The sequence below is a fragment of the Melaminivora sp. genome (genome assembly GCF_032059615.1).
Lineage (GTDB): Bacteria > Pseudomonadota > Gammaproteobacteria > Burkholderiales > Burkholderiaceae_C > Melaminivora.
The window spans coordinates 11968-35872 of the sequence record NZ_DAMCAM010000024.1; the positions used below are offsets into that span (position 1 = coordinate 11968).

The following is a 23905-nucleotide window of genomic DNA, read 5'->3' on the forward strand; positions in this document are numbered from 1 at the left end:
CGGCTCCCGTACCGAGAACCAGCGCCCATGTACCAATACACCGCCTTCGACCGCCAGTTCGTCCAGCTGCGCGCCCAGCAATTTCGCGACCAGCTCGAGCGCTGGGAGCGCGGCGAGCTGACCGACGAGCAGCTGTTGCCGCTGCGCCTGCAAAACGGCTGGTACATCCAGCGCTACGCCCCCATGGCGCGCATCGCCGTGCCCTATGGCGAGATCAGCAGCACGCAGCTGCGCATGCTGGCGCACATCGCCCGCGAGTACGACCGGCCCGACCCCGAACTGCTGGCCCGCGCCCAGGCCACGCAGGACGCGCTCGAGGCCGCGCAGCCCGGCCAGACCCTGCGGGCCGCGCCGCTCCAGTACGGCTACGGCCACTTCACCACGCGCACCAACTGCCAGTTCAACTGGATTCCGCTCTCCAAGGCGGCCGACGTGATGGACCTGCTGGCCAGCGTGCACATGCACGGCATCCAGACCAGCGGCAACGACATCCGCAACATCACCTGCGATGCCTACGAGGGTATCGCCGAGGACGGCATCGTGGACACGCGCCCGTTTGCCGAGATCACGCGCCAGTGGAGTTCGCTGCACCCCGAGTTCACCTACCTGCCGCGCAAGTTCAAGATTGCCTTCAACGGCGCGCTGGAAGACCGCGCGGCGATCGGCTGGTACGACATCGGCCTGCAGGCCGTGCGCGCTGCGGACGGCGCCGTGGGCTTTGCCGTGCACGTGGGCGGCGGCATGGGGCGCACGCCCATCATCGGCACCGTGGTGCGCGAGTTCCTGCCCTGGGCGCAGCTGCTCAACTACATCGAAGCCATCGTGCGCACCTACAACAGCTATGGCCGGCGCGACAACAAGTGGAAGGCGCGCATCAAGATCCTGGTCAAGGCCGAGGGGCAGGCCTTCATCGATGCGGTAGAGCAGGAGTTTGCCGCCATCGTGGAGCGCGACGGCGCGCCGCACACCATCACCCAGGCCGAGTTCGACCGTGTGTCCAGCCACTTCGTCACGCCCGAGTTGCGCCCGGCCAACCTGCCTTCGCGCGTCGATCCGAACGGGCAGCTCTACCAGCGCTGGCTCGCAAACAACGTGCGCGGCCACCGCCTGCCCGGCCTGGCGGCCGTGACCCTGTCCTTCAAGCGCCCCGGCTTTGCGCCTGGCGACGCGGATGCCGACACGCTGGATGCGCTGGCGCAGCTGGCGGAAACCTTCTCCGCCGCCGAGGCGCGCCTGACGCACGAGCAGAACCTGCTGCTGCCTTGGGTACACCAGAGCGACCTGCCCGCCCTGTACGAGGCGGCACGCCGTCTGGGTCTGGCGCAGCCCAACATCGGATTGCTGACCGACATGATTGCCTGCCCGGGCGGGGATTTCTGCTCGCTGGCCAATGCACGCTCGCTGCACATCGCCCACGCCATCACCGAGCGTTATCAGGATTTGGACGAGCTGTTCGACCTCGGCCCCATCGACCTGCACATGAGCGGCTGCATCAACAGCTGCGGCCACCACCACAGCGGGCACATCGGCATCCTGGGCGTCGACAAGGACGGCCGCGAGTGGTACCAGGTCACGCTGGGCGGCTCGGACGGCTCGCAGCTGTCGGGCCCGGCGATTGGCGGCAAGGTGGTCGGCCCGGCCTTCAACGCCGCCGAACTGCCGGACTTGATCGAGGCCGTGCTCGACGTCTTTCGCGAGCTGCGCAAGCCGGGCGAGACCTTCATCGACGCCCTGCGCCGCATCGGCCACGAGCCCTTCAAGGCCGCCGCCAACGGCGCGCGGCACCCGAAGGTGGAGGAGGAGGGGCTGGTGGATTGAGCGCCCTGTCCCTCCCCTCTGGGGAGGGTTGGGACCTTGCTCCCTCCCCCGTTGGGGGAGGGTTGGGGTGGGGGCCAGCGACGGCCCGTCATCCAGCCGCCGCGGCCATCGCCAGCCGGCCCCCACCCTGCCCTCCCCAAAAGGGGGAGGGAATGAAAACCTTCCAGACTTGCCTGTAACTATGAAAATAATAGCTAACGCCGCTGACCCAGCAACGGAAAGCGCCGAAAACACCCTGCAAATCGCCAACGACGCCGACCTGGCCGCCCTGGCCGCCGACGGCGCCCTCGCCGGCGTCGAGCGCATCGAGCTGCAATTCCCGAAGTTCACCGATGGCCGCGCCTACACCCAGGCGCTGCTGCTGCGCCGGCGCTACCAGTTCGCGGGCGACATCCGCGCCACGGGCGATGTGCTGATCGACCAGCTCGTGCACATGCACAGGAGCGGCTTCACCAGCGCCGTGCTGGCCCCCGGGGTGGACGCCGGCGCCGCGCAGCGCCAGTTCGAGCGCTACGCCGCCTTCTACCAGGGCGACGTGCTGGAGCCGCGCCCGCTGTTTGCCCGGGAGGCTGCATGAACGCGCCCGACCTCGACCTGAACGCCGCGCTGGAGCTGCCCCGCATCAACGCCGAGCTGGGCCGCGACGCGCCAGCGCTGGTGCGCTGGGCGCTGGCCTTGGGCCAGCCGGCCATCGTCACCACCAACTTCCGGCCTTTTGAAGCCGTAATCCTGCACCTGCTCACCCAGGTGGAGCCCGACGTGCCCGTCATCTGGATGGACAACGGCTACAACACCGCGGCCACCTACCGCTACGCCGACGAGGTGACGCGCCTGCTGGGGCTGAATCTGCGCACCTACCTGCCGCTGCGCTCACGCGCGCACCGCGAGGCGCTGGACGGCCCGGCGCCGGCGCTGGACGACCCGCGCCACGCCGCCTTCACCGAAGAGGTCAAGCTCGAACCCTTTGCCCGCGCCCTGCGCGAGACCGCGCCCCGAGTCTGGTTCACCGCACTGCGCGCCAGCGACAGCGCCGTGCGCGCACAGATGGAGCCCGTGAGCCGCAACCCCGACGGCCTGCTCAAGGTCGCGCCGCTGCTGCACTGGACAGCCCGCGACCTGCACGCGTATTGCATGGCGCACGGCCTGCCCAACAACTTCGACTACGTGGACCCGACCAAGGGCGAAGCACAGCGCGAGTGCGGCCTGCACCTGGTGCATTGAATCTTTTCATTCCCGCCCCCGTCCACGTGTCCCCTTGTCGATCTGAGAGAGAGCCCATGAACGCCCGTGTCGACCTCCCGCTGCTGCAGCGCCAGCCCGGCAACCACCACCTCGATGCGCTGGAGGAGGAAACCATCTTCCTGCTGCGCGAAGTCGCCGCCGCCTTCGAGCGCCCGGCGCTCCTGTTTTCCGGCGGCAAGGATTCGCTGGTCATGCTGCATTGCGCCGAGAAGGCCTTTGGCCGCGGGCAGCTGCCGTTTCCGCTGCTGATGATCGACACCGGGCACAACTTCCCCGAGGTCACGCAGTTTCGCGATCAGCGCGCGGCCGAGCTGGGCGCCGAGCTGATCGTGCGCAGCGTCGAGGACTCGATGGCGCGCGGCACCGTGCGCCTGGCCCGGCCGGACGAGCCGCGCAACGCGCACCAGTCGGTGACGCTGCTTGAAGCCATCGAGGAGCACCGCTTCGACGCGCTGATCGGCGGCGCGCGCCGCGACGAGGAAAAGGCGCGCGCCAAGGAGCGCATCTTTTCGCACCGCGACAGCTTCGGCCAGTGGGCTCCGAAGGCACAGCGGCCCGAGTTGTGGCAGCTGTTCAACACGCGCCTGGCGCCGGGCGAGCACTTTCGCGTCTTCCCCATCAGCAACTGGACGGAGCTGGACGTGTGGCAATACATCGAGCGCGAGGCCCTGGCCCTGCCGAGCCTGTACTACAGCCACCCGCGCCAGGTCGTCGAGCGCCGGGGCCTGCTGGTGCCCGTCACGCCGCTCACCCTGGCGCGCGAGGGCGAGCTGGTCGAGACGCGCGCCGTGCGCTTTCGCACTCTGGGCGACATCACCTGCACCTGCCCGGTGGAGAGCCGCGCGGCCAGCGCCGCCGAGATCGTGATCGAGACGCTGTCCGCCGAGGTCAGCGAGCGCGGCGCCACGCGCATGGACGACCAGACCAGCGACGCCTCGATGGAAAAGCGCAAGAAGGATGGGTATTTCTGATGAACACCGCAACTGTGAACACTATCGAAAACGTAGCTGCTCACGCTCTACAGGCGGGCGCAGGCGGCATATTGGATGCCCAACTTCCGCCCGCCAGCGGGCTCTCGCTCCTTCCCCCTCTGGGGGAAGGCGGGGATGGGGGCCAGCCTGCACAGCACGCCACGGCTGAACAACCAGGCGCCGCTGGTCCCCTCCCCGCCCTGCGCTTCATCACCTGCGGCAGCGTGGACGACGGCAAGAGCACGCTGATCGGCCGCCTGCTGGTGGACAGCCGCGCCGTGCTGTCCGACCAGCTGGCCGGCGTGTCGCGCTCGGGCGAGGCCGACCTGGCCCAGCTCACCGACGGCCTGGCCGCCGAGCGCGAGCAGGGCATCACCATCGACGTGGCCTGGCGCTACTTCGCCACGCCGGCGCGCAAGTTCATCATCGGCGACGCGCCGGGCCATGAACAGTACACGCGCAACATGGTCACCGCCGCCTCCCAGGCCGACTGCGCCATCGTGCTGGTGGACGCCACCAAGCTCGACTGGCAGAGCGACGCCCTGCAGCTCCTGCCCCAGACGCGCCGCCACGCCCTGCTGGCCCACCTGCTGCGCGTGCCCTCGCTGGTCCTTGCCGTCAACAAGCTGGACGCCGTGGCCGATCCGGCGCTGGCCTTCAAACATATCCGCGCTGCGCTGCTGCAGTTCGCCCAGGATGCCGGCATTGCCGTGACCGCCGTGCTGCCGATCTCCGCCCTCAAGGGCTGGAACGTGGCCGACCCGCACCCCGGCTGGTGCGGCCACGACGGCCCCAGCCTGCTGCAGCTGCTCGAACAGCTGCCCTGCACGCCGGCGGATAGCCAGCTGCCCCTGGCCCTGCCGGTGCAGTGGGTGGAGAAAACCGCCGCCGCCTCGGCCGATACACAGCGCGGCCGGCGCGTGTTCTGGGGCCGCGTGGCCGCCGGCAGCGTGGCGCCGGGCACGCAGGTGCAGGTTTTCCCGAGCGGCCAGCAGGCGCAGGTGGCCCAGGTGCTGGATCACGCGCGCCGCCCAGCAGGTAGGGTCCAGGCCGCCACGGGAGCCAGCGCCGGCATCGTGCTCGACCGCGAGGTGGACGTCTCGCGGGGCGACTGGATCGTCGCCGCGCCCCTGCCACCCCAGCAGGCCGGCACCACTGCCGACAACTGGGACAGCCCAGCCCCTGCCGCCGCCAGCCCCTGGCCGGGCCAGCGCGAGCTGCAGGCCACCGTCGCCTGGCTGGACGACGAGCCCCTCACCGCTGGGCGCGTGTACTGGGCGCTGCATGGCCACCGCTGGGTCAAGGCGCGCGTGCGCCGCGTGGCGCATCGGCTGAACATCCACACGCTGGCCCAGGAGGCCGCCGAGCAACTCGAACCCAACGCCATCGGTCTGGTCGAGCTGCAGCTGCAGGAACCCATCCCCGCCGCGCCCTTTGCCCGCGCGCGCGTGCCCGGCTCGCTGATCCTGGTGGACACGGCCAGCCACCGCACGGCAGGGGCGGTGCTGGTGCGCTGAGGCGCCAGCCCGCCCCTTGCTTGATACGCATCAAGACAACCAGCTTCGGGGCATGGCCTCGCGCCTGCCCTGGGGATGGCTGCAGCCTAAAATTGCGGGCTATCCCGAATACCAAAACCCTGCGAGACGAGAAATGACTCACGTTGTCACCGACAACTGCATCAAGTGCAAATACACCGATTGCGTGGACGTGTGCCCGGTGGACTGCTTCCGCGAAGGTCCCAACTTCCTGGTGATCGACCCCGACGAGTGCATCGACTGCGCCGTGTGCATCCCCGAGTGCCCGGCCAACGCCATCTTCGCCGAGGAAGACCTGCCGGCCGATCAGCTGCCCTACATCAAGATCAACGCCGACCTGACCCCGAAGTTCAAGAGCATCACCAAGCGCAAGGGTGCCCTGCCGGATGCCGACGAGTGGAACGGCAAGGAAGACAAGCTCAAGTACCTGGAAAAGTGGTGATCGACCGCCCTGGCGGGCGGCCCGGCCTGCCTGCCTGATCCCACCCTCGCCTCGCCCCTCTCGCGTGCCCGCCGACCTCCTCCCCCGTCCACCGACCCCCCTGAGCACCGATGCCGTGGTCATCGGCGCCGGCCCGGTGGGCCTGTTCCAGGTCTTCCAGCTGGGTCTGCAGGGCCTGCGGGCGCACGTCGTCGATGCGCTGCCCCACCTCGGCGGCCAGTGCGCCGAGCTGTACGGCGACAAGCCCATCTACGACATTCCCGGCATCCAGGTCTGCACCGGCCATGGGCTGGTGCAGCGCCTGCGCGCGCAGGTGGAGCCGTTCGACCCCACCTTCCACCTCGGCCAGCCGGTGGACACGCTGCAGGCGCTGCCGGAGGGCGGCTTCCTGGTCGGCACGGTCCCGGGCACGCAGCTGCAGGCGCGCGCCGTCTTCATCGCCAGCGGCATGGGCGCCTTCACGCCGCGCACGCTCAAGCTACCCGGCCTGCCGGCGCATGAGGGCCGCCAGGTGCAATACCACTGGGACGGCACGGCCAGCCTGGCCGGGCGGCAGGTCGTGGTGCACGGCGGCGACGAGCCTGCGGTGCAGCAGGCCATCGACTGCGCCACCGCGCCCGAGGCGCTGCGGCCCGCGCGCGTCACGCTGCAGCATCGGCGTGATGTGTTCGATGCGGCGCCGGCCCTGCTCGATGCATTGCAGGCGCTGCGCGCTGCCGGTCGCATCCAGGTCGCCATCGGCGTGCCGGGCGGCATCGTGGAGGAAGAAGGCCGCCTCGCGGCCCTGGAGCTGACCACGCCTGAGGGCGCCTCCCTGCGCCTGCCGGTGGATCTGCTGCTCGTGCGCCTGGGGCTGGTGCCACGCCTGGGACCCGTGGCCGACTGGGGCCTGCAGCTCGAGCGCAAGCAGCTCGTCGTGGACACCGCCACCTTCTGCACCAACGTGCCCGGCATCCACGCCGTGGGCGACGCCATCACCTACCCCGGCAAGCGCAGGCTGATCCTGAGTGGCTTCCACGAGGCCACACTGGCGGCCTTCGGTGCGGCCGAATGGCTGGCCGGGCGCAAATTGCCGCTGGAGTACACAACCAGCAGTGAGCGGCTGCAGGGGTTGCTGGGTGTGGGCTCAGCGGCGCGGGAGTGAGCCTTTCCTGCGGATTTTCACGGGCCCGTCGTCATCGACTGCTGAATTCACGCAGGGCCCTGGGCGCGCAGCCATTCCGCCTGCGCATCCGTCATGCGGGTCTGCCATCCAGGCCCCGTGGCCTTGAAACCGGCCAATACCGAGTCTGGAACGCGCAGCGAGATGGCGGTCTTGCTCTCTCCTGCCACAGGCCGCCCACGCTTGCGCGCGATCAACTCACCAATGTGCATCGGTAGAATCCGGCCCGCGCCACGACGTGGCGCAACGCTGGGGGTGTCCTGGCCGACAAAGCCAGGACTGAGATCACACCCTTTGAACCTGATGCGCCTGTCTGCGTTTTACTTAGACAGGCCCGAGATCATCCTCGCGCAGGGAAGCCAAGCTCCACCCATCTGCCACATCGGTGCAGCCCTGCTGCCTGCGCGGCGATGCGCCAGGGCCTGCGACCCATGCGCCTGGTCATTGGAGTAGCGCAAGCCATGAACCCACCCACCTCTTCGCCCGCAGGCACCGCCAGTGGCCCCGTCAACCAGGCCCTGTCGCCGGTGGCGCCGGGCGATCGCGTGTTTGCCTGGCACGACCATGCCTCGCTGTGGTTCAGCCTGGGGGTGGGCCTGCTGGTCATGCAGGTGGGCGCTTACCTGATGCCGGCGCTGTCGCCGCGCGAGGCGCTGCTGGCCATCGTCGCCGGTTCGCTGGTCGGCGCAGGCCTGCTGGGCTGGGTGGCAAAACTGGGCTGCGACAGCGGCCTGTCCAGCGCCGGGCTGATGCACGCCGTCTATGGCCGACGCTTTGCCGGTCTGCCCATCGTGCTGAACATCGTGCAGCTGGTCGGCTGGGGCACCTTCGAGCTGGTGGTCATGCGCGACTCGACCCTGGCGATTGCGCGCCAGTCGGGCGGCGCGGGCGCATTCATGGGCAGCGGCTGGACGCTGGCTGCCACGCTGCTCTGGGGCGGTGTGGTCGCTGCCCTCATCAGCGGCTCCATGGTGCAGCTGGTGCGGCGCATCATTGCGCGCGTGGCGCTGCCACTGGTGGTGCTGTCGCTGATCTGGCTGTCCTGGCAGTTCCTGGCGCTGGCGCAGGTGCAGGGCTTCGCCGCGCTGTGGAACCAGGCCGGCACAGGCGGGCTGGGCGTCATGGGTGCGCTCGATCTGGTGATCGCCATGCCGGTGTCCTGGCTGCCCCTGGTGGCCGACTACGCGCGGCACGGCAGGAGCGGGCGCACGGCGCTGTCCGGAACCTGGGCGGGCTATCTGCTGGCCAACGTCTGGTGCTACAGCCTGGGCGTGCTGGTCGCCCTGGTGCTGCCCAGCGCGGATCTGGTGACGGCACTGCTGCTGGCGCAGGGCGGCCTGATTGCGCTGTCACTGATCCTGATCGACGAGGTGGACAACGCCTATGGCGATGCGTACTCGGGCGCGGTCTCCGCGCACAGCCTGCTGCCGCGCTGGAGCATCCGCCAGCTCGGCATCGCGATTGCCGCGCTGTGCACGCTGCTGGCGCTGGTGCTGCCCATGCACAGCCTGGAGCCGTTCCTGCTGACGCTCAGCTCGGTCTTCGTGCCGCTGTTCGGCGTGGTGCTGGGCCGCCTGGGCGGCGGTGTGGCGGCGCAAGTCCGGCTGGACGCAGCGCCTGCCGTGCACGGGCCATCGGTGGCACTGTGGCTGGCGGGCATCGCCTTCTATCACCTGGCGCCCAAGGTGCTGCCTGGCATGGGCGCTGCATTGCCGACGCTCTTGCTGTGCCTGCTGCTGGCGCGCCTGACCCGCCCGCGCGCACCGGCGCCGGCCTGAAGACGGCCGCGGGCCGGGTGTCACCCGACTCCCGGGTCAGGTCGGCGGGCCGCCCCGCTCGATCAGCACCGCCCGGAAGTCGTTCACATTGGTCAGCGTGGGGCCGGTGACGACGGCGTCGCCCAGCGCGCCGAAGAAGCCGTGCCCATCGTTGTCGTCCAGGCTCTGGCGCGGGCTCAGCCCCAGGGCGAAGGCGCGCCCCAGGGTGTCCGGGCCGACGAGCGCGCCGGCGATCTCCTCCACGCCATCGACCCCGTCGGTGTCTCCCATCAGGGCGTGGATGCGCGCGTGCCCGCGCGTGGCGATCGCCAGCGACAGCAGGCATTCCACGTTGCGCCCGCCCCGGCCCTGGCCGCGCAGCGTTACGGTGGTCTCGCCTCCCGACAACAGCACGCAGGGCGGCTCGAACGGCCCACCGCGCCCGGCCGCCTGCAGCGCCAGCGCCGCCAGCACCTTGCCCACGTCGCGCGCCTCGCCCTCGATGGCGTCGCTCAGGATGTGTGCGGCGTAGCCGTGCTCGCGCGCCACGCGGGCGGCGGCCTCCAGGGCCTGCTGCGGCGCGGCGATGACGCGCGCCTCGCAACGCGCCAGGCGCGCATCGCCCGGCTTGACCGATTCGCCCGCGCCGCTGGCGAGCACCTCAAGCACCCGCTCGGGCAGGTCGAGGCGGTAGCGGCGCACGATGGCCAGCGCATCCGCGCAGGTGGTCGGATCGGCCACCGTGGGGCCGGAGGCGATGTCCACCGGGTCATCGCCCGGCACGTCCGACAGCAGCAGCGTGAGGACCCGCGCCGGGTGGCAGGCGGCCGCCAGGCGCCCCCCCTTGATGGCTGACAGGTGGCGCCGCACGGTGTTCATCTCGCCGATGCTGGCGCCGCTGGCCAGCAGCTGGCGGTTGACCTGCTGCTTGTCGGCCAGCGTCAACCCGGGCAGGGGCAGCGGCAGCAGCGCCGAGCCGCCGCCCGAGATCAGGCACAGCACGACGTCCTCCGGCGTGAGGCCCCCGATCCGCTCCAGCAGGCGCGCCGCTGCCCGCTCGCCCGCCGCGTCGGGTACGGGGTGGGCGGCCTCGACGATTTCGATGCGCTGGCACGGCACGGCGTAGCCGTAGCGTGTCACCACCAGGCCCGACAGCGGACCCGTGTAATGCTGCTCCACGGCCTGCGCCATGGCGGCCGAAGCCTTGCCAGCGCCGATCACCACCAGGCGGCCACGCACGTCCCCAGGGCGCGGCAGGTGCGGCGGCACGCACAGCGCCGGCTGGGCCGAGGCGATGGCTGCATCGAACAGGGCGCGCAGCAGCGAGGCGATGTCTTGGTACATGGATTCTTCGACCGATGGGTGGGAGGGTGCCGCGCCGCGGCGGGTGGTCACTGCCGCGCGAGCCGCTCGCGCCAGCCCAGGCCGTCCTCGGTGCGGCCGGCGGGGCGGTACTCGGCGCTGACCCAGCCGCTGTAGCCGATGCGGTCCAGGTGTTCGAACAGGAAGGCGTAGTGGATCTCGCCCGTGCCCGGCTCGTGGCGGCCCGGGTTGTCGGCGATCTGGATGTGGGCGATGTGTGCCAGGTGCTGCTGCAGCGTGGCGGCCAGCTCGCCCTCCATGCGCTGCGCGTGGTAGATGTCGTATTGCAGGGCCAGGTTGTCCGCGCCGACCTGCCCGATCAGCTCCAGGGCCTGCTGCGTGCGGCTGACGTGAAAGCCCGGAATGTCGAAGGTGTTGATGGGCTCGATCAGCAGCCGCAGGCCGTGCCGCGCCAGCTCGGCGCTGGCGTGGCGCAGGTTGTCCACCAGCACCTCGGTGGCATGCTGCGGCACCACGCCCCCCGGCGTCCTGCCCGCCAGGCAGTTGAGCTGCGGCACGCCCAGCGCCGTGGCGTACTCGATGGCGCGCGCCACGCCCTCGCGAAACTCCGCACGCCGCGCCGGGTCGCAGGCGATGCCGCGGTCGCCGGCGTCCCAGTCGCCGGCCGGCAGGTTGTGCAGCACCAGCTGCAGACCATGGCGGTCCAGCTGCTCGCGCAGGTCGGCAGCGCGCCACGCATACGGGAAGAGAAATTCCACCGCCTCGAACCCCGCCTTGCGGGCGGCTGCAAAGCGCTCTAGGAAGGGGTACTCGGTAAACAACAGGGTCAGGTTGGCGGCAAAGCGGGGCATGCCTGCAGCGTACTCCAGTTCCACCGAGGCGCCCGCGAGGCAAGGCGCGGCACATCGGCAGGAACTTCGCGCAAGCCCTTTGCCTCCACAGGGGCTGTTCATCCACCGACCGAAAGAGAAAGGACATCCCCTCGTGCCCCTGAACCCGACGCGCCTGCCCCGTCTGCCCCGTCTGCCCAGCCTCTCCCGCCGGCTGGCCTCCTGCGCCGCCGCCCTGGCCGTAGCCCTGCCGCTGTCCCTGTCCGTCGCCCATGCGGCCGACTTCGTGAGCATCAAGGGCCGGGTGGTGAATGTGCGCGAGAAACCCACGACCGGCTCCGACACGCTGTGGGAGCTGGCCTCGGGCTATCCGCTGCAGGTGAGCGCCCGCAGGGGCCAGTGGCTCAGGGTGCGCGACCACGAGGCGCCGCTGGGCTGGGTGTTCGCTCCGCTGACCAGCAAAGAGCCGCACCGCGTGGTCACCGCGCGCACCGCCAATCTGCGCGAGAAACCCGGCACCAGCAGCCGCGTGCTCGGCCGGCTCGAGCAGAACGAGATCGTGCGCACGCTGGGCGAGCGCGGCAGCTGGGCCCGGGTGCGCCGTGACGGCGGCCAGACCGGCTGGGTCGCCAAGCGGCTGACCTGGGGCTGGTGAACGCTCCCCGGAGCCTGCCCACGGTCTCTCAGCGCAACACCCGCTGGGCCACGGGCGCAAAGCCGTGGTTCAGCGGCCCCTGGCCCTGGCCCGTGCGCACCTGGGCACCGGCGGCGATGGCCCGCAGGATGTAGCCGCGCGCCAGCCGCACGGCCGAGGGCAGGCTCTCGCCCAGCGCCAGGTGGGCCGCGATGGCCGAGGACAGCGTGCAGCCCGTGCCGTGGCCGTTGGGCGTGGCGATGCGCGCCGCCTCCAGCCGCTCGTGCTCGCCGGGGCGGCAGGCCAGCAGATCGACCACGCGGTCGCCGGGCAGGTGCCCGCCCTTGACCAGCGCGGCGCGCGCGCCCAGCGCCAGCAGCGCGTCGGCCGCGTCACCCAGCTGTGCCTCGCTGTCGATGTTGCGCCCGAGCAGCCAGCCGGCCTCGTCCAGGTTGGGGGTCACCACCTCGGCCAGCGGAAACAGTTCGCGCACCAGCGCGTCCACCGTCTCCTCGGCAATCAGGCGGTCGCCGCTGGTGGCCACCATGACCGGGTCCAGCACCACGTGGGGCAGGCCATGGCGGCGGATCGCGGCGGCCACCTCGGCCACCACTTCGGGCGAGTGCAGCATGCCGATCTTGACCGCATCGACGCCGATATCCCCGGCCACGGCATCGATCTGCGCGCGCAGCATCCCGGGCGGAACGCCGTGGATGGCCGCCACGCCGCGCGTGTTTTGCGCGGTGATGGCGGTGATGGCCGTCATGCCGTAGCAGCCCAGGGCGGCGAAAGTCTTGAGATCGGCCTGGATGCCCGCGCCGCCGCCCGAATCGGAGCCGGCGATCGACAGCACGCGCGCGTAGCGTCCAGGGCCGTGCGGGGGTGTCTGCTGGTGTTCGTGCTTCATGGCAAAAATTATCCGGCATGGCCGCGCGGGCCTGCGCCACGTCAACATCAAGGTTGCAGGCGCTGTGCTGTAATCCGCGCTTCGAACGAAACAGGGGTGCCGCCGCCTTGCAAGCCCGCAGGCCACGGCTGAGAAATACCCTCCAACCCGATCCAGGTCATGCTGGCGTGGGGAGTTTTCGGCAGGTGTGGCACCGCCCGTTTTGTTCCCCTGGCCCGCACGGGCCGCAGGAACGCGATGCACACCCTTCCCCCCTCCCTCATCCCCTCCCTCATCCCCTCCCTCATCCCCTCCCTCGACACCCCCCGCGCCATTACCATCCTGGGCGCGGGTCTCATGGGCCGGCTGCTGGCCGTGCAGCTGGCGCGCGCCGGCCACCGGGTCGAAGTGCACGGCATCGGCGGCCCGGACGCCGAGGGCAGCGCCGCGCGCGTGGCCGCCGCCATGCTGGCGCCGCTGGCCGAGTCGGCCATCACCGAGCCGGGCGTGGTGCGCATGGGCCAGCACGGCCTGGCGCGCTGGCCCGAGCTGCTGGCGCAGCTGTCCAAGCCGGTGTTCTTTCAACAAGACGGCACGCTGATACTGTGGCACCGCCAGGACGCCGGGGACGCCGCCCGGCTGCAGCAGACCCTGGCGCGCACGCAGGGCGCCGTGGCCGGCCTGCCCGCCATGGAGACATTGGACGGCGCACGCCTGGCCGCGCTGGAGCCCGCCGTGGCCGGGCGCTTCCACCAGGGCCTGTACCTGCCCGGCGAAGGCCAGCTGGACAACCGCCAGCTGCTCGCCGCCCTGGCCGCCACCCTGCAGGAGCTGGGCGTTGCCGTGCACTGGCACAGCGCGCGCACCGCGCAGGATTTTCGGCCCGGTGAAGCGGGCCAGCCCGATCTGCTGCTGGACTGCCGGGGCCTGGGCGCGCGCGCGCAGTGGCGCGAGCTGCGCGGCGTGCGCGGCGAGGTCGTGCGCCTGCACGCGCCGGACGTGCACTTGCAGCGTCCGACGCGGCTGGTGCACCCGCGCTACCCGATCTACATCGCACCCAAGGAGGACGGCATCTTCGTCATCGGCGCCACCGAGATCGAGTCCGACGACCTCTCGCCCGCCAGCGTGCGCTCGACACTGGAGCTGCTGTCCGCCGCCTACGCCGTGCACCCCGGCTTTGCCGAGGCGCGCATTCTGGAGCTGGCCACACAGCTGCGCCCCACCCTGCCCGACAACCTGCCCGCCGTGCGCGTGCGAGAGCCGCGCGTGCTGGAGGTCAACGGCCTGTACCGCCACGGCTTCATGATCGCCCCGGCCCTGCTCGATGCGGTGCTGGAGCTGCTGCACACCGGACAATCGCCGCTGGCGCAGCGCTTCGAGCTGCGCGTGCAGCTTGCCCATCAACAGCCATGAACGTCCTGATCAACCAGACCCCCACCGAACTGCCCGCCGGCGCCACCGTGGCCGACGCCGTGGCACACCTGGCGCCGCGCCCGCCCTTTGCCGTGGCCGTGAACATGCAGTTCATCCCCAACACCCGCTACGCCGAGCAATCCCTGGCCGACGGCGACCAGGTGGAAATCATCGCGCCGGTGACCGGCGGCTAAAGCCAAGGCACATACCCTTCCATGACCGAACCCCAAGACATCGCCACCCCGTCGGCCGACGCCGACGCCCTGGTGCTCTACGGCCAGGCCTTCGAAAGCCGCCTGCTGCTGGGCACGGCGCGCTATCCCTCGCCCGCCGTGCTCGAAGCTGCTGTGCAGCGCGCCCGCCCGGCCATGCTGACCGCCTCGCTGCGCCGCCAGGGCGCGCAGCCAGGCAGCGGCGGCGAGGCATTCTGGGAACTGCTCAAGCGCCTGGGCGTGCCCGTCCTGCCCAACACCGCCGGCTGCTACAGCGCCGAGGAAGCCATCACCACCGCCCACATGGCGCGCGAGGTCTTCGGCACGCCGTGGATCAAGCTGGAGGTCATCGGCGACGACTACACGCTGCAGCCCGACATCTTCGGCCTGGTGCAGGCGGCCGAGCAGCTGATCCGCGAAGGCTTTCACGTCCTGCCCTACAGCACCGACGACCTGCTGGTCTGCCAGCGCCTGGTGGACGTGGGCTGCCAGGCCGTCATGCCCTGGGCGGCGCCGATCGGCACCGGGCGCGGCCCCATGAATCCCTATGCCCTGCAGCTGCTGCGCGAGCGGCTGGACGTGCCGCTCTTGGTCGATGCCGGCCTGGGGCTGCCCTCGCACGCCTGCCAGGTCATGGAATGGGGCTTTGACGGCGTGCTGCTGAACACGGCCGTGGCGCAGGCCAGCGACCCGGTCCTCATGGCCGGCGCCTTTGCCGATGCCGTGGCTGCCGGCCGGGCCGCCCGCCTGGGCGGCGCCATGCAGCCGCAGGCCAGCGCCCAGGCCAGCACGCCGGTGCTGGGCACGCCGTTCTGGCACCACGCGACATGAGCGCCCAACTCCCCGACAGCCCCGACAGCGGCGGCGCTGCCGCGCTGGCGCAGCGCATCCTGTCCGCGCACGCCGCCACGTTCACGGGCTTTGCGCCCGAACCGCCGCCCGCACCGACCAGCGACGACCCGGCCTACCGCGCCGCGCTGCTGGCCGCCAGCGCGCTGGGCTTCATCGCCCACGATGCCGAGGCCATCGCCCGCGCCTGGGCCGCGCAGACACAGCGCACCGGCCAGTTCGATGCCGCGCACTGGCCGGATGCGCCGCAGGACTTCGGTCTGACCGAACGCGACGACCAAGCCAGCGGCCCGGCCTTTGCCGAGTGCCCGCACCAGCTGGGCCTGTACGCCGTGCTGCCCGACGCCGCATGGGTCGGCCGCATGGCGCGCGCCGGCGTGCCCACGGTGCAGCTGCGCTTCAAGAGCGAGGACCGCGCGGCCATCGAGCGCGAAGTGCGCGCCGCCGTGGCCGCCGTGCAGGGCACGCAATCGCTGCTGTTCATCAACGACCACTGGCGCGCGGCGCTGGACGCCGGTGCCTACGGCGTGCACCTGGGCCAGGAAGACCTGGACGCCCTGCCCGCGACCGACCTTGCCACGCTGCGCGCATCGGGCGCACGCTTGGGGGTGAGCACGCATGGTTACGCCGAGATGCTGCGCGCCGCCCGCGCCCGGCCCAGCTACACCGCCCTGGGTGCGGTCTTTCCCACCACCCTGAAGAAAATGGCCACGGCCCCGCAGGGCCTGGCGCGCCTTGCCGCCTATGCGCGCCTCATGCGCGGCTATCCGCAGGTGGCCATCGGCGGCATAGACGAGGGGCAGTTCCCCGCCGTGCTGGCCACAGGCGTGGGATCGATCGCCGTGGTGCGCGCCCTGGTCGCCGCGCCCGACCCCGAGGCGGCAGCGGCGCGGCTGCTGCGGGCCATGCGGCAGCCTGGCGCTGCCTGACCCTGCCGGAGGCCGTACCGCCGGGCTGCGTCTCGAGATTCAGAGCCCGTCCCTGCAGGAGGGACTGGCCTGCCGGACAGGCACGGCAGACCAAGTCAAAACCAATAGCTGCAAGCCCTTGATTGGCAAGGGCCCAGGCCCGTTTTGACGTGGAAAACCTGCGACTCAGCTCCCCGCCACCTTCATGCGGTTCACCAGGATGGACCCGGTGGTCTTGGCGCCATAGTTGTAGGCGTCCGCCCCCACCGCCTCGATGCCCATGAACATGTCGCGCAGGTTGCCGGCGATAGTGATCTCGTGCACCGGGTAGGCGATTTCGCCGCCTTCGACCCAGAAGCCGCTGGCGCCGCGCGAGTAGTCGCCCGTCACGTAATTGACGCCCTGGCCCATCAGCTCGATCACGAACAGGCCGGTGCCGAGCTTGCGCAGCATGGCCTGCAGGTCGTCGCCGGGGCGGGTCAGGCGCGAGGCGAGCGCCAGGTTGTGCGAGCCGCCGGCGTTGCCCGTGGTCTTCATGCCCAGCTTGCGCGCCGAGTAGGTGGACAGGAAGTAGCCTTCCAGGCGCCCCGCCTCGACCACACGGCGCGGTGCCACGCGCACGCCCTCTTGGTCAAAGGGCGAGCTGCCCTTGCCACCGGCAAGGAAGGGGTCTTCCTCCACGTCCAGGTGGCTGGCCAGCACCTGCCGGCCGAGCGAGTCGAGCAGGAAGCTGCTCTTGCGGTACAGCGCACCGCCGCTGGTGGCCTGCACCAGCGCGCCCAGCAGGCCCGCGGCCAGCGGCGACTCGAACAGCACCGGGCACTCGCGCGTGCTGATCTTCCTGCTGCCCAGGCGCGACAGCGCGCGCTGGGCGGCGTAGCGGCCCACGGCCTCGGGCGAGGCAAGCGCCGCCGCGTCGCGCATCGAGCTGTACCAGGAGTCGCGCTGCATCTCGCCATTGCGCCCGGGCAGGCTGGCGATCGGCGCCACCGAGATGCTGTGGCGCGAGCTGGCGTAGCCGCCGCGAAAGCCGTGCGTGTGTGCGCTGAAGAAATGCGACTGCTGCGCCGACACGCCCGCGCCCTCGCTGTTGGTGATGCGCCGGTGCGTGCCAAAGGCCGCGGCCTCGCATTCGAGCGCCAGGCGCGCGGCCTCCTCGCTGCTCACCGCCCAGGGGTGGAACAGCTGCAGGTCGCGGTGCGTGTCCTGGGGGGCGATGTCGGCCTCGTCGGGCAGGCCGGCCGCCGGATCCTCGGCGGTGAAGCGGGCGATGTCGTAAGCCGCCTGCACCGTGCGCTCGATGGCCTGGCTGGAAAAGTCCGAGGTGCTGGCGTTGCCGCGCCGCTGCCCCACATAGACCGTGACGCCCAGCGACTTGTCGCGGTTGCGCTCCACCGTCTCCAGCTCGCCCTTGCGCACGCCCACCGACAGGCCGCAGCCCTCGGAGGCCTCGGCCCCCGCGTCGGTGGCGCCCAGCGCGCGGGCGTGCGCCAGGGCGTGGTCCACCAGGTCCTCAAAAAATGCGCGGGAGTATTGGAAGCCGGCCTGCGGCGCGGTGGACGATGGGGGGTGCGCAGCGGGGGCGGCGGCTGCGCGGCGGGCGCCTGGGCGGGTCTTCTGGTTCATAGCGCCGGCTATGATACTTGCCGCCCTGGCGCCTGCGCAGCCATCGCGCCCGGGCCCGAGCGCCCGCGCGGCGCGGCGCCTTTTTCGCCCCCACCACGCCCCCGCACCGATGCCACGCAAACCCAAAAAAGGCTATTTCGTGCGAGGCCAGTTCGTCGCCGAGGGCAGCGAGCTGGACCTCGAGCTGAAGGCCGAACTCAAGGGCACCACCGGTGCCACCAAGACCGAACTCAAGCGCGAGAGCGAAGCCCTGCAGTCGCTGGGCGCCGAGCTGCTGAACCTGCGCGGCGACCTGCTCATGCGGCTGGAGCTGCCCGACAAGCTGCACGAGGCGCTGGAGGAAGTGCAGCGCATCACCAATTTCGAGGGCCGGCGCCGGCAGATGCAGTACGTCGGCAAGCTCATGCGCACACTCGACGCAGAGCGCATCGCCGCCATCCACGCGGCGCTGCAGGAGCAGCGCAGCGGCAGCGCCCAGGAAAAGCTGCTGCTGCACCAGGCCGAGCACTGGCGCGAGCAGCTCGCCGCGCACGACCCCTGCCTGCAGGACTGGCTGGTGCAGTTCCCGCGCACCGACGTGCAGCAGCTGCGCGCGCTGATTCGCCAGGTCCGCAAGGAGGCGGCCGCCGAAACCGCTGCGCCGGCCGAAGACGGCCAGGCCGCGCGCAAGGGCCGCGCCTGGCGCGAGCTGTTCCAGTTCATCCGCGCGCACATGACCGAGGCGGCCGTCTATGGCGCCGAGGAGCAGCGCTCGCGCGATGCCTGAACCCGCCGAGGACACCATGACCACCGACCCGACCCCCGCCCTGCCCCCGCCCGAATTCGTCCGGATCGGCATTGTCTCCGTGAGCGACCGCGCCAGCAGCGGCGCCTATGAGGACAAGGGCCTGCCCGCGCTCAAGGACTGGCTCACGCGGGCGCTGCACAACCCCATCGAGTTCGAGGCGCGCCTGATCCCCGACGAGCCCCAGGCCATCGCGCAGGCGCTGATCGAGCTGGCCGACCAGGCGCACTGCAACCTGGTGCTGACCACCGGCGGCACCGGCCCCGCGCCGCGCGACGTGACGCCCGAAGCCACGCTGGCCGTGGGCGACCGCGAGATGCCCGGCTTTGGCGAGCAGATGCGCCAGATCGGCCTGCGTTTCGTGCCCACGGCCATCCTGTCGCGCCAGACGGCGGTGATCCGCGGCCAGTGCCTGATCATCAACCTGCCCGGCCAGCCCAAGTCGATCGCCGAGACGCTGGAGGGCCTCAAGGATGGGCAGAGCGGCGCGCAGCTCGTGCCCGGCATCTTTGCCGCCGTGCCCTACTGCATCGACCTGATCGGTGGCCCCTACCTGGAGACGCGCGCCAGCGTCTGCCAGGCCTTCCGGCCCAAGGCGGCCGTGCGCCACGTGCGCGCCGACGCCTGAGGCCAAGGCCCGCGGAGCGCCCCGACGGCGGGCGGCTGCCCGCTGCCTTATTTCCCCAGGATGTCGTTGAGCCGCGCCGCCTCGAACTGCTCGCGCGTGGCGGCGTCTCCCGGCACGCAGCCCTCGGCGTGCTGCCCGGCCGAGAGCTTCTCGATGGCGCGCCACAGCAGGGCGATCTGGTGCTCCTGCGCGCCGGCCGAATCGACCAGGCCGCGCAGCGCCTGGGTGAGCGGGTCGTCCTGCTGGCCGGTGATGCCGTAGGCGCTGAACTTGCGCACGGCGGCATCGTCCGCGGCGTCGGCATGCGCCGCCTCGGTCACGTCGGCGCTCTGGCCGGCCTTGCTCGGGATGATGCGCGCCGGAATGCCCACGGCCGTGGCGCCCGCCGGCACCGGCTTGATGACCACGGCATTGCTGCCGATCTTCGCTCCGTCGCCCACCTCGAAGCCGCCCAGCACCTTGGCACCGGCGGCCACCACCACGTCACGCCCGAGCGTCGGGTGCCGCTTGGCGCCCTTGTACAGCGAGGTGCCGCCCAGCGTCACGCCGTGGTAGATGGTGCAGCCGTCGCCCACCACCGCCGTCTCGCCGATCACCACGCCCATGCCGTGGTCGATGAAGACGTGACGGCCGATGCGCGCGCCGGGGTGGATCTCGATGCCCGTGAGCCAGCGCGAGACGTGCGAGATGAAGCGCCCCAGCCACTTGAAGCCGTGGCCCCAGCACCAGTGCGCGGGGCGGTGCAGCCAGATGGCGTGCAGGCCGGGGTAGCAGGTGACGACCTCCCAGCGGCTGCGCGCGGCCGGGTCGCGTTCGAGGATGCACTGGATGTCGGAGCGCAGGCGGGCAAGCATGTTTCGGTCCTCGCCCCGCGGGGCGAATGGTTCAGTCTAGCGGCTGGGCTCGGCCCGCCTGCAGCATGGCTTTGGCGACACCGCGCAGGATGTGGATTTCTTCCAGCGTGGGCTGGGCGCGGTTGAACAGCTGGTTGAGCCGGGGCATCAGCTTCTTGGGCGCGGCCGGATCGAGGAAGTCGATGGCGACCAGCGCCTCCTGCCAGTGCGCGAGCATGCCCGCGACCTGCGCGGCGTCGGCACGCACGCCTGCAGGGGCGCCGACGGGCTCGGCAAAGCCGCCCAGCGCCTGGCGCCATTCGTAGGCGATGAGCTGCACGGCCGCGCCCAGGTTGAGCGAGCCGAACTGCGGATTGGTGGGAATGGACAGGGCCACGTGGCAGCGATAGACGTCCTCATTGGCCATGCCGAAGCGCTCGCTGCCGAACAGGAAGGCGACGCCGGCCTCGCCGCCTTTAGACACCAAATCAGCCTCAACCCCTTGTCCCGCCTCGGCATAATGCTCTCTTTTTAAGAGTTCTTCGAAATGTGCGCGCGGGGTGCGCGTGGGCGGCCCGAAGTCGCGCGGCGTCATGGCCGTGGCGCACAGGTGCGTCATGCCCTCCAGCGCCTCGTCCAGCGTGTCGACGATGCGGGCGCTCTGCAGCACGTCCAGCGCGCCGCTGGCGCGCTGAATGGTCTCCTCGCGGCGCAGCACGTTGGCCCAGCGCGGGGCCACCAGTACCAGGTCGTCGAAGGCCATGGTCTTCATGGCGCGCGCGGCGGCACCGACGTTGCCGGCATGGCTGGTGTGGATCAAAACAAAGCGGGTACGCATGAGGCGGCAGGACGCGGGCAAAGGCGCGATTGTCGCCGCTGGCCACAGCTGCCTGACCGAGCTGCCGCCGCGCACGCCCGCATGCACACCCTGCCGGCGCAGGCCTACTCGGGTGCAGGGGGCCCGACGACAGGCCGCCCATCCGGCGCTCGCCACACTGGGGCAACCCTGTAGGACGCCGGAGCCCCGCCTTCGATCTCCGCGGCCTTCGACCTGCCCCCCGTGCCAGCCCATGCCCTTTTCGACGCCCACCCCGCCCTGCCCCGCCACCCCGCTCCCGGACGACGCCCGCGCCGCATGCGGGCCCGGCGCGCCGCCGGCCCGCGTCCTGCAGCCAGGCGAGTCCCTGGCCGTGCCGGTCGTGCACGAGCAGGTGGAGATTGCCACCGTGCGCCGCGACGAGGGAGCGGTGCGGGTGCGCAAATACCTTCAGGAGCACGAGGAAACCGTGCAGCTGCCTGGCTGGGCACAGCGCGCCCATGTCGAGCGCGTGCCCGTCAATCAGCCCGCCGACGAGGTGCGCGCTCCGCGCCAGGAGGGTGACGCCTGGGTGGTGCCGGTCTATGAGGAGCGCTGGGTGGCCGTCAGGCAGCTGTACCTGCGCGAGGAGCTGCGCATCACCACGGTGCGCGAGGCACGGCCGGGCGAGCAGACCGTCACCCTGCGGCGCGAGCAGGTGAGCGTCGAGCGTGCCGACCCGGTCTCGGGCCAGTGGCGTGCCGAGCCTCCGTCAGCCCCCGAGCCCTCGTGAGGCGCCCGTCTGCACAGGCCCCCTTCATGCCGCCCCGGCGGCCCTTCCCTTCAGTCATGCGACGTGACTGCAACCCCAGAGAAAAAGGAGTTTTCCATGCAACAGACCATCGTTGGCGTTTTCGACACCCTGGCCCAGGCCGAGCGTGCCCATGAAGCCCTGCTCGCCGCCGGCATCCCCGAGTCCGACATCCGGGTGGATGCCCATGCCGGCGCCGGCACCTCCGAGCGCTTTGCCGTGCACGATGCCGACACCGGCTTCATGGCCAAGGTCAGCCATTTCTTCGAGGACCTGTTCGGCGGCGATGACGCCGGCGACTACGCCGAGGCGGTGCGCCGCGGCTCGGCCGTCGTCTCCGTGACCACCGAGGAAACCCGGGTCGAGGCCGCACGCACGGCGCTGGCCGGCGCCGGCGCCGTGGACATCAAGGGCCGCGCCGAGCAGTGGCGCAAGCACGGCTACCAGGGCTACCAGGCAGGCGCCGCCGCCTACACCGCTCGGGAGGTCGCCGGCGAGCGCGAGCGCGTCATCCCCGTGGTGCAGGAGGAGCTGGCCGTCGGCAAGCGCGACGTGGAGCTGGGCTCCGTGCGCGTGGTCTCGCGCGTGGTGGAAAAGCCCGTCTCCGAGCAGGTCGAGCTGACCACGCAGCGCGCCAACGTCGAGCGCCGCGCGGTGGACCGTCCGGCCTCCGAGGCCGACCTGGCCGCCATGCAGCGCGGCGCCTCCGTCGAGGTGCGCGAATCGACCGAACAGGCCGTGGTGCAGAAGACGGCGCGCGTGGTCGAGGAGGTGGTGGTGGGCGCAACGCAGACCTTCGAGACCCACCAGATCAACGAGACCGTGAAGTCCAACGTGGTCGAGGTGGACCAGCAGGGCGGCCAGAAGCAGGTCGACCCGGTCGTCACCGGCCAGTGGCGTGGCCACTATGACCAGCACCTGACGCAGCACGGCCGCTACGAGGACTTCGAGCCCGCCTACCGCTACGGCTCGGACATGCGCCGCGATCCGCAGTACGCACAGCGCGACTGGGGCGCTGCGCAGGCCGACCTGCAGCGCCACTACGCCACGCGCCACCCCCAGGGCAACTGGAGCCGCGACGAGGCCGCCGTGCGCTATGGCTGGGACCAGAAGGGCCTGTAAGCCTGCCGCGTAACGCGGCTCCCGGGCGCCCGCAAGGGCGCTTTTTTCTGCCCGGCGCTCGCCTTGAATTCGGGTAAACGCCTAGAATCGGCCCTTTGCGCGCTCCGCATCGCCGGCAGCCTGCGCCCGTGCGGCCCCTTTGCCCTGTCTTGCGGCCGCCCCCTCCCCGCTCCTTCGTCACTGCCAGCCCATGTCCTCCTCCCTGCACCCCATGCTCAACGTGGCCATCAAGGCCGCCCGCGCCGCCGGCGCCCTCATCAACCGCGCGGCCCTCGACGTGGAGGCGGTGCGGGTGTCGCAAAAGCAGATCAACGATTTCGTCACAGAGGTGGACCAAGCGGCCGAGCAGGTCATCATCGATACGCTGCTCACCGCCTACCCCGGCCACGGCATCCTGGCCGAGGAATCGGGCTCGGAGCGCGGCGCCAGGCATTCCGACTTCGTCTGGATCATCGATCCGCTGGACGGCACGACCAACTTCATCCACGGCTTTCCGGTCTATTGCGTGAGCATCGCCCTGGCCGTCAAGGGCCGCGTGGAGCATGCGGTGGTCTATGACCCCACGCGCAACGACCTGTTCACCGCCACGCGTGGGCGCGGCGCCTTCCTGAACGACCGGCGCATCCGCGTGTCCAAGCGCACCCGGCTGCCCGAGTGCCTGCTGTCCACGGGCTTTCCCTTCCGGCCGGGCGACAACTTCAAGAGCTACCTGCTGATGATGGCCGACGTCATGCCGCGCGTGGCCGGCCTGCGCCGCCCGGGCGCCGCGGCGCTGGACCTGGCCTATGTGGCCGCCGGCTTCACCGATGGCTTCTTCGAGGCCGGCCTGTCCCCCTGGGACGTGGCCGCCGGCAGCCTGCTGGTGACCGAGGCCGGCGGCCTGATCGGCAACTTCACGGGCGAGCCGGACTTCCTGGAGCAGCGCGAATGCCTGGCGGCCAGCCCGCGCATCTACGGCCAGCTCGTGCCCCTGCTGGGCAAGTACAGCAAGTTCGCCGGCGCGGGCGACAAGGCGGCGGTGCGCCAGGCCATCGCGGCCGGGCAGGAGGACGACGAGGCACAGCAACAGGCGCAGGAGCAATCCACCCCGGCAGCCACGGAAGACCGGCAGGAGCGCCCGCTGCTCAAGAAGCAGGCGGCCGAAGGTGGCGCACAGGAAGTGCAGGAAGCCCGGGAAACGCAGGACCTGCCCGAGTCCGCCGCGCCTGTGCCGGAGAGCGCCGCGCCGCAGGCCGACGCCGCCGACCCGCGCCGCGAGGGCGGGGCCCTGGGAGAATAAGAGACAAATCCGCCACAAGCCCTTTACCGGTAAGGAGTTTCAGC

General features: G+C 71.1%; 25 protein-coding genes and 1 riboswitch. Of the genes, 18 read left to right on the forward strand and 7 right to left on the reverse strand.

The features are described from left to right. Positions 1-27: 27 nt before the first annotated feature. From RT051_RS07150 to RT051_RS07180, 7 genes are all read left to right on the forward strand, one after another. Positions 28-1818, forward strand: a complete 1791-nt coding sequence (locus tag RT051_RS07150) for a nitrite/sulfite reductase (protein WP_313074272.1) — start codon at positions 28-30, stop codon at positions 1816-1818. Positions 1819-1999: 181 nt separating this feature from the next. Beyond that, positions 2000-2395 carry a DUF934 domain-containing protein gene (locus tag RT051_RS07155; RefSeq protein WP_313074275.1) on the forward strand — a complete coding sequence of 132 codons (396 nt, stop codon included), beginning with the start codon at positions 2000-2002 and terminating at the stop codon, positions 2393-2395. Further along, positions 2392-3039: a phosphoadenosine phosphosulfate reductase family protein gene (locus RT051_RS07160; RefSeq protein WP_313074277.1), complete on the forward strand. Its 648-nt coding sequence runs from the start codon at positions 2392-2394 to the stop codon at positions 3037-3039. The genes RT051_RS07155 and RT051_RS07160 overlap by 4 nt, the downstream gene beginning before the upstream one ends. Positions 3040-3095: 56 nt before the next feature. Beyond that, positions 3096-4031 (forward strand): sulfate adenylyltransferase subunit CysD, encoded by a 936-nt coding sequence (cysD, locus tag RT051_RS07165; RefSeq protein ID WP_313074280.1) that lies wholly within the window; start codon positions 3096-3098, stop codon positions 4029-4031. 200 nt (positions 4032-4231) lie between these two features. Continuing rightward, entirely contained in the window at positions 4232-5548 is a 1317-nt protein-coding gene (locus tag RT051_RS07170) for a GTP-binding protein (RefSeq protein WP_313074343.1), read from the forward strand. A gap of 133 nt (positions 5549-5681) precedes the next feature. Beyond that, entirely contained in the window at positions 5682-6008 is a 327-nt protein-coding gene (gene fdxA, locus RT051_RS07175) for a ferredoxin FdxA (RefSeq protein ID WP_209421353.1), read from the forward strand. Positions 6009-6072: 64 nt separating this feature from the next. Next, the gene (locus tag RT051_RS07180; RefSeq protein ID WP_313074286.1) at positions 6073-7152 is read left to right on the forward strand and encodes an NAD(P)/FAD-dependent oxidoreductase; all 1080 of its coding nucleotides are present in this window, start codon (positions 6073-6075) and stop codon (positions 7150-7152) included. 47 nt (positions 7153-7199) lie between these two features. On the opposite strand, the gene RT051_RS07185 is transcribed toward RT051_RS07180, so the two are convergent. Then, complete coding sequence (locus tag RT051_RS07185) at positions 7200-7382, reverse strand: BrnA antitoxin family protein (RefSeq protein ID WP_313074288.1); 183 nt, start codon at positions 7380-7382, stop codon at positions 7200-7202. Positions 7383-7631: 249 nt separating this feature from the next. On the opposite strand from RT051_RS07185, the gene RT051_RS07190 reads away from it, so the two are divergent. Continuing rightward, a complete protein-coding gene (locus tag RT051_RS07190; RefSeq protein ID WP_313074291.1) occupies positions 7632-8948 on the forward strand; it encodes a cytosine permease in 1317 nt (438 codons plus the stop codon). Between the two features lie 36 nt (positions 8949-8984). On the opposite strand, the gene RT051_RS07195 is transcribed toward RT051_RS07190, so the two are convergent. Both RT051_RS07195 and hyi read right to left on the reverse strand, forming a co-directional pair. Then, the gene (locus RT051_RS07195; RefSeq protein ID WP_313074294.1) at positions 8985-10271 is read right to left on the reverse strand and encodes a glycerate kinase; all 1287 of its coding nucleotides are present in this window, start codon (positions 10269-10271) and stop codon (positions 8985-8987) included. Positions 10272-10318: 47 nt separating this feature from the next. Further along, on the reverse strand, positions 10319-11101 hold the full coding sequence (gene hyi, locus RT051_RS07200; protein WP_313074296.1) for a hydroxypyruvate isomerase: 783 nt from the start codon (positions 11099-11101) through the stop codon (positions 10319-10321). Between the two features lie 193 nt (positions 11102-11294). Here hyi and RT051_RS07205 point away from each other — a divergent pair, with 193 nt between their 5' ends. Beyond that, the gene (locus tag RT051_RS07205; RefSeq protein WP_313074346.1) at positions 11295-11735 is read left to right on the forward strand and encodes an SH3 domain-containing protein; all 441 of its coding nucleotides are present in this window, start codon (positions 11295-11297) and stop codon (positions 11733-11735) included. 28 nt (positions 11736-11763) lie between these two features. Here RT051_RS07205 and thiD read toward each other — a convergent pair whose 3' ends face one another. Beyond that, positions 11764-12621: a bifunctional hydroxymethylpyrimidine kinase/phosphomethylpyrimidine kinase gene (thiD, locus tag RT051_RS07210; RefSeq protein ID WP_313074298.1), complete on the reverse strand. Its 858-nt coding sequence runs from the start codon at positions 12619-12621 to the stop codon at positions 11764-11766. Positions 12622-12703: 82 nt separating this feature from the next. After that, positions 12704-12812, forward strand: a riboswitch (TPP riboswitch). Between the two features lie 145 nt (positions 12813-12957). Between thiD and RT051_RS07215 the strand changes: the two genes are divergently transcribed. The 4 genes from RT051_RS07215 to RT051_RS07230 are packed head-to-tail and all read left to right on the forward strand — an operon-like array spanning position 12958 to position 16003. Then, positions 12958-14013, forward strand: coding sequence for an FAD-dependent oxidoreductase (locus tag RT051_RS07215; protein ID WP_409520568.1), 1056 nt, complete (start codon positions 12958-12960; stop codon positions 14011-14013). Further along, positions 14010-14207, forward strand: a complete 198-nt coding sequence (gene thiS / locus RT051_RS07220; RefSeq protein ID WP_313074304.1) for a sulfur carrier protein ThiS — start codon at positions 14010-14012, stop codon at positions 14205-14207. The genes RT051_RS07215 and thiS overlap by 4 nt, the downstream gene beginning before the upstream one ends. 21 nt (positions 14208-14228) lie before the next feature. Continuing rightward, positions 14229-15056, forward strand: coding sequence for a thiazole synthase (locus tag RT051_RS07225; RefSeq protein ID WP_313074306.1), 828 nt, complete (start codon positions 14229-14231; stop codon positions 15054-15056). Next, entirely contained in the window at positions 15053-16003 is a 951-nt protein-coding gene (locus RT051_RS07230; protein ID WP_313074309.1) for a thiamine phosphate synthase, read from the forward strand. The genes RT051_RS07225 and RT051_RS07230 overlap by 4 nt, the downstream gene beginning before the upstream one ends. Before the next feature lie 165 nt (positions 16004-16168). On the opposite strand, the gene pmbA is transcribed toward RT051_RS07230, so the two are convergent. Continuing rightward, entirely contained in the window at positions 16169-17608 is a 1440-nt protein-coding gene (gene pmbA / locus RT051_RS07235; RefSeq protein WP_313074312.1) for a metalloprotease PmbA, read from the reverse strand. 109 nt (positions 17609-17717) lie between these two features. On the opposite strand from pmbA, the gene yjgA reads away from it, so the two are divergent. Beyond that, positions 17718-18374: a ribosome biogenesis factor YjgA gene (yjgA, locus tag RT051_RS07240; protein ID WP_313074315.1), complete on the forward strand. Its 657-nt coding sequence runs from the start codon at positions 17718-17720 to the stop codon at positions 18372-18374. A gap of 16 nt (positions 18375-18390) precedes the next feature. After that, entirely contained in the window at positions 18391-19020 is a 630-nt protein-coding gene (gene mog / locus RT051_RS07245) for a molybdopterin adenylyltransferase (protein WP_313074349.1), read from the forward strand. A gap of 47 nt (positions 19021-19067) precedes the next feature. Here the strand turns inward: mog and cysE are convergent, their stop codons facing one another. Together cysE and RT051_RS07255 are read right to left on the reverse strand one after the other, a co-directional pair. Next, positions 19068-19874, reverse strand: coding sequence for a serine O-acetyltransferase (cysE, locus tag RT051_RS07250; protein ID WP_313074318.1), 807 nt, complete (start codon positions 19872-19874; stop codon positions 19068-19070). Positions 19875-19905: 31 nt separating this feature from the next. Next, a complete protein-coding gene (locus RT051_RS07255; RefSeq protein ID WP_313074320.1) occupies positions 19906-20691 on the reverse strand; it encodes an RNA methyltransferase in 786 nt (261 codons plus the stop codon). A gap of 232 nt (positions 20692-20923) precedes the next feature. Here RT051_RS07255 and RT051_RS07260 point away from each other — a divergent pair, with 232 nt between their 5' ends. The 3 genes from RT051_RS07260 to RT051_RS07270 all read left to right on the forward strand — a co-directional run bounded on the left by RT051_RS07260 (position 20924) and on the right by RT051_RS07270 (position 23861). Further along, positions 20924-21442, forward strand: coding sequence for a YsnF/AvaK domain-containing protein (locus tag RT051_RS07260; protein WP_313074322.1), 519 nt, complete (start codon positions 20924-20926; stop codon positions 21440-21442). Positions 21443-21538: 96 nt separating this feature from the next. Continuing rightward, complete coding sequence (locus RT051_RS07265; RefSeq protein ID WP_313074324.1) at positions 21539-22582, forward strand: YsnF/AvaK domain-containing protein; 1044 nt, start codon at positions 21539-21541, stop codon at positions 22580-22582. A 190-nt stretch (positions 22583-22772) separates the two neighbouring features. Continuing rightward, positions 22773-23861 (forward strand): inositol monophosphatase family protein, encoded by a 1089-nt coding sequence (locus RT051_RS07270; protein WP_313074327.1) that lies wholly within the window; start codon positions 22773-22775, stop codon positions 23859-23861. Positions 23862-23905 lie beyond the last annotated feature (44 nt).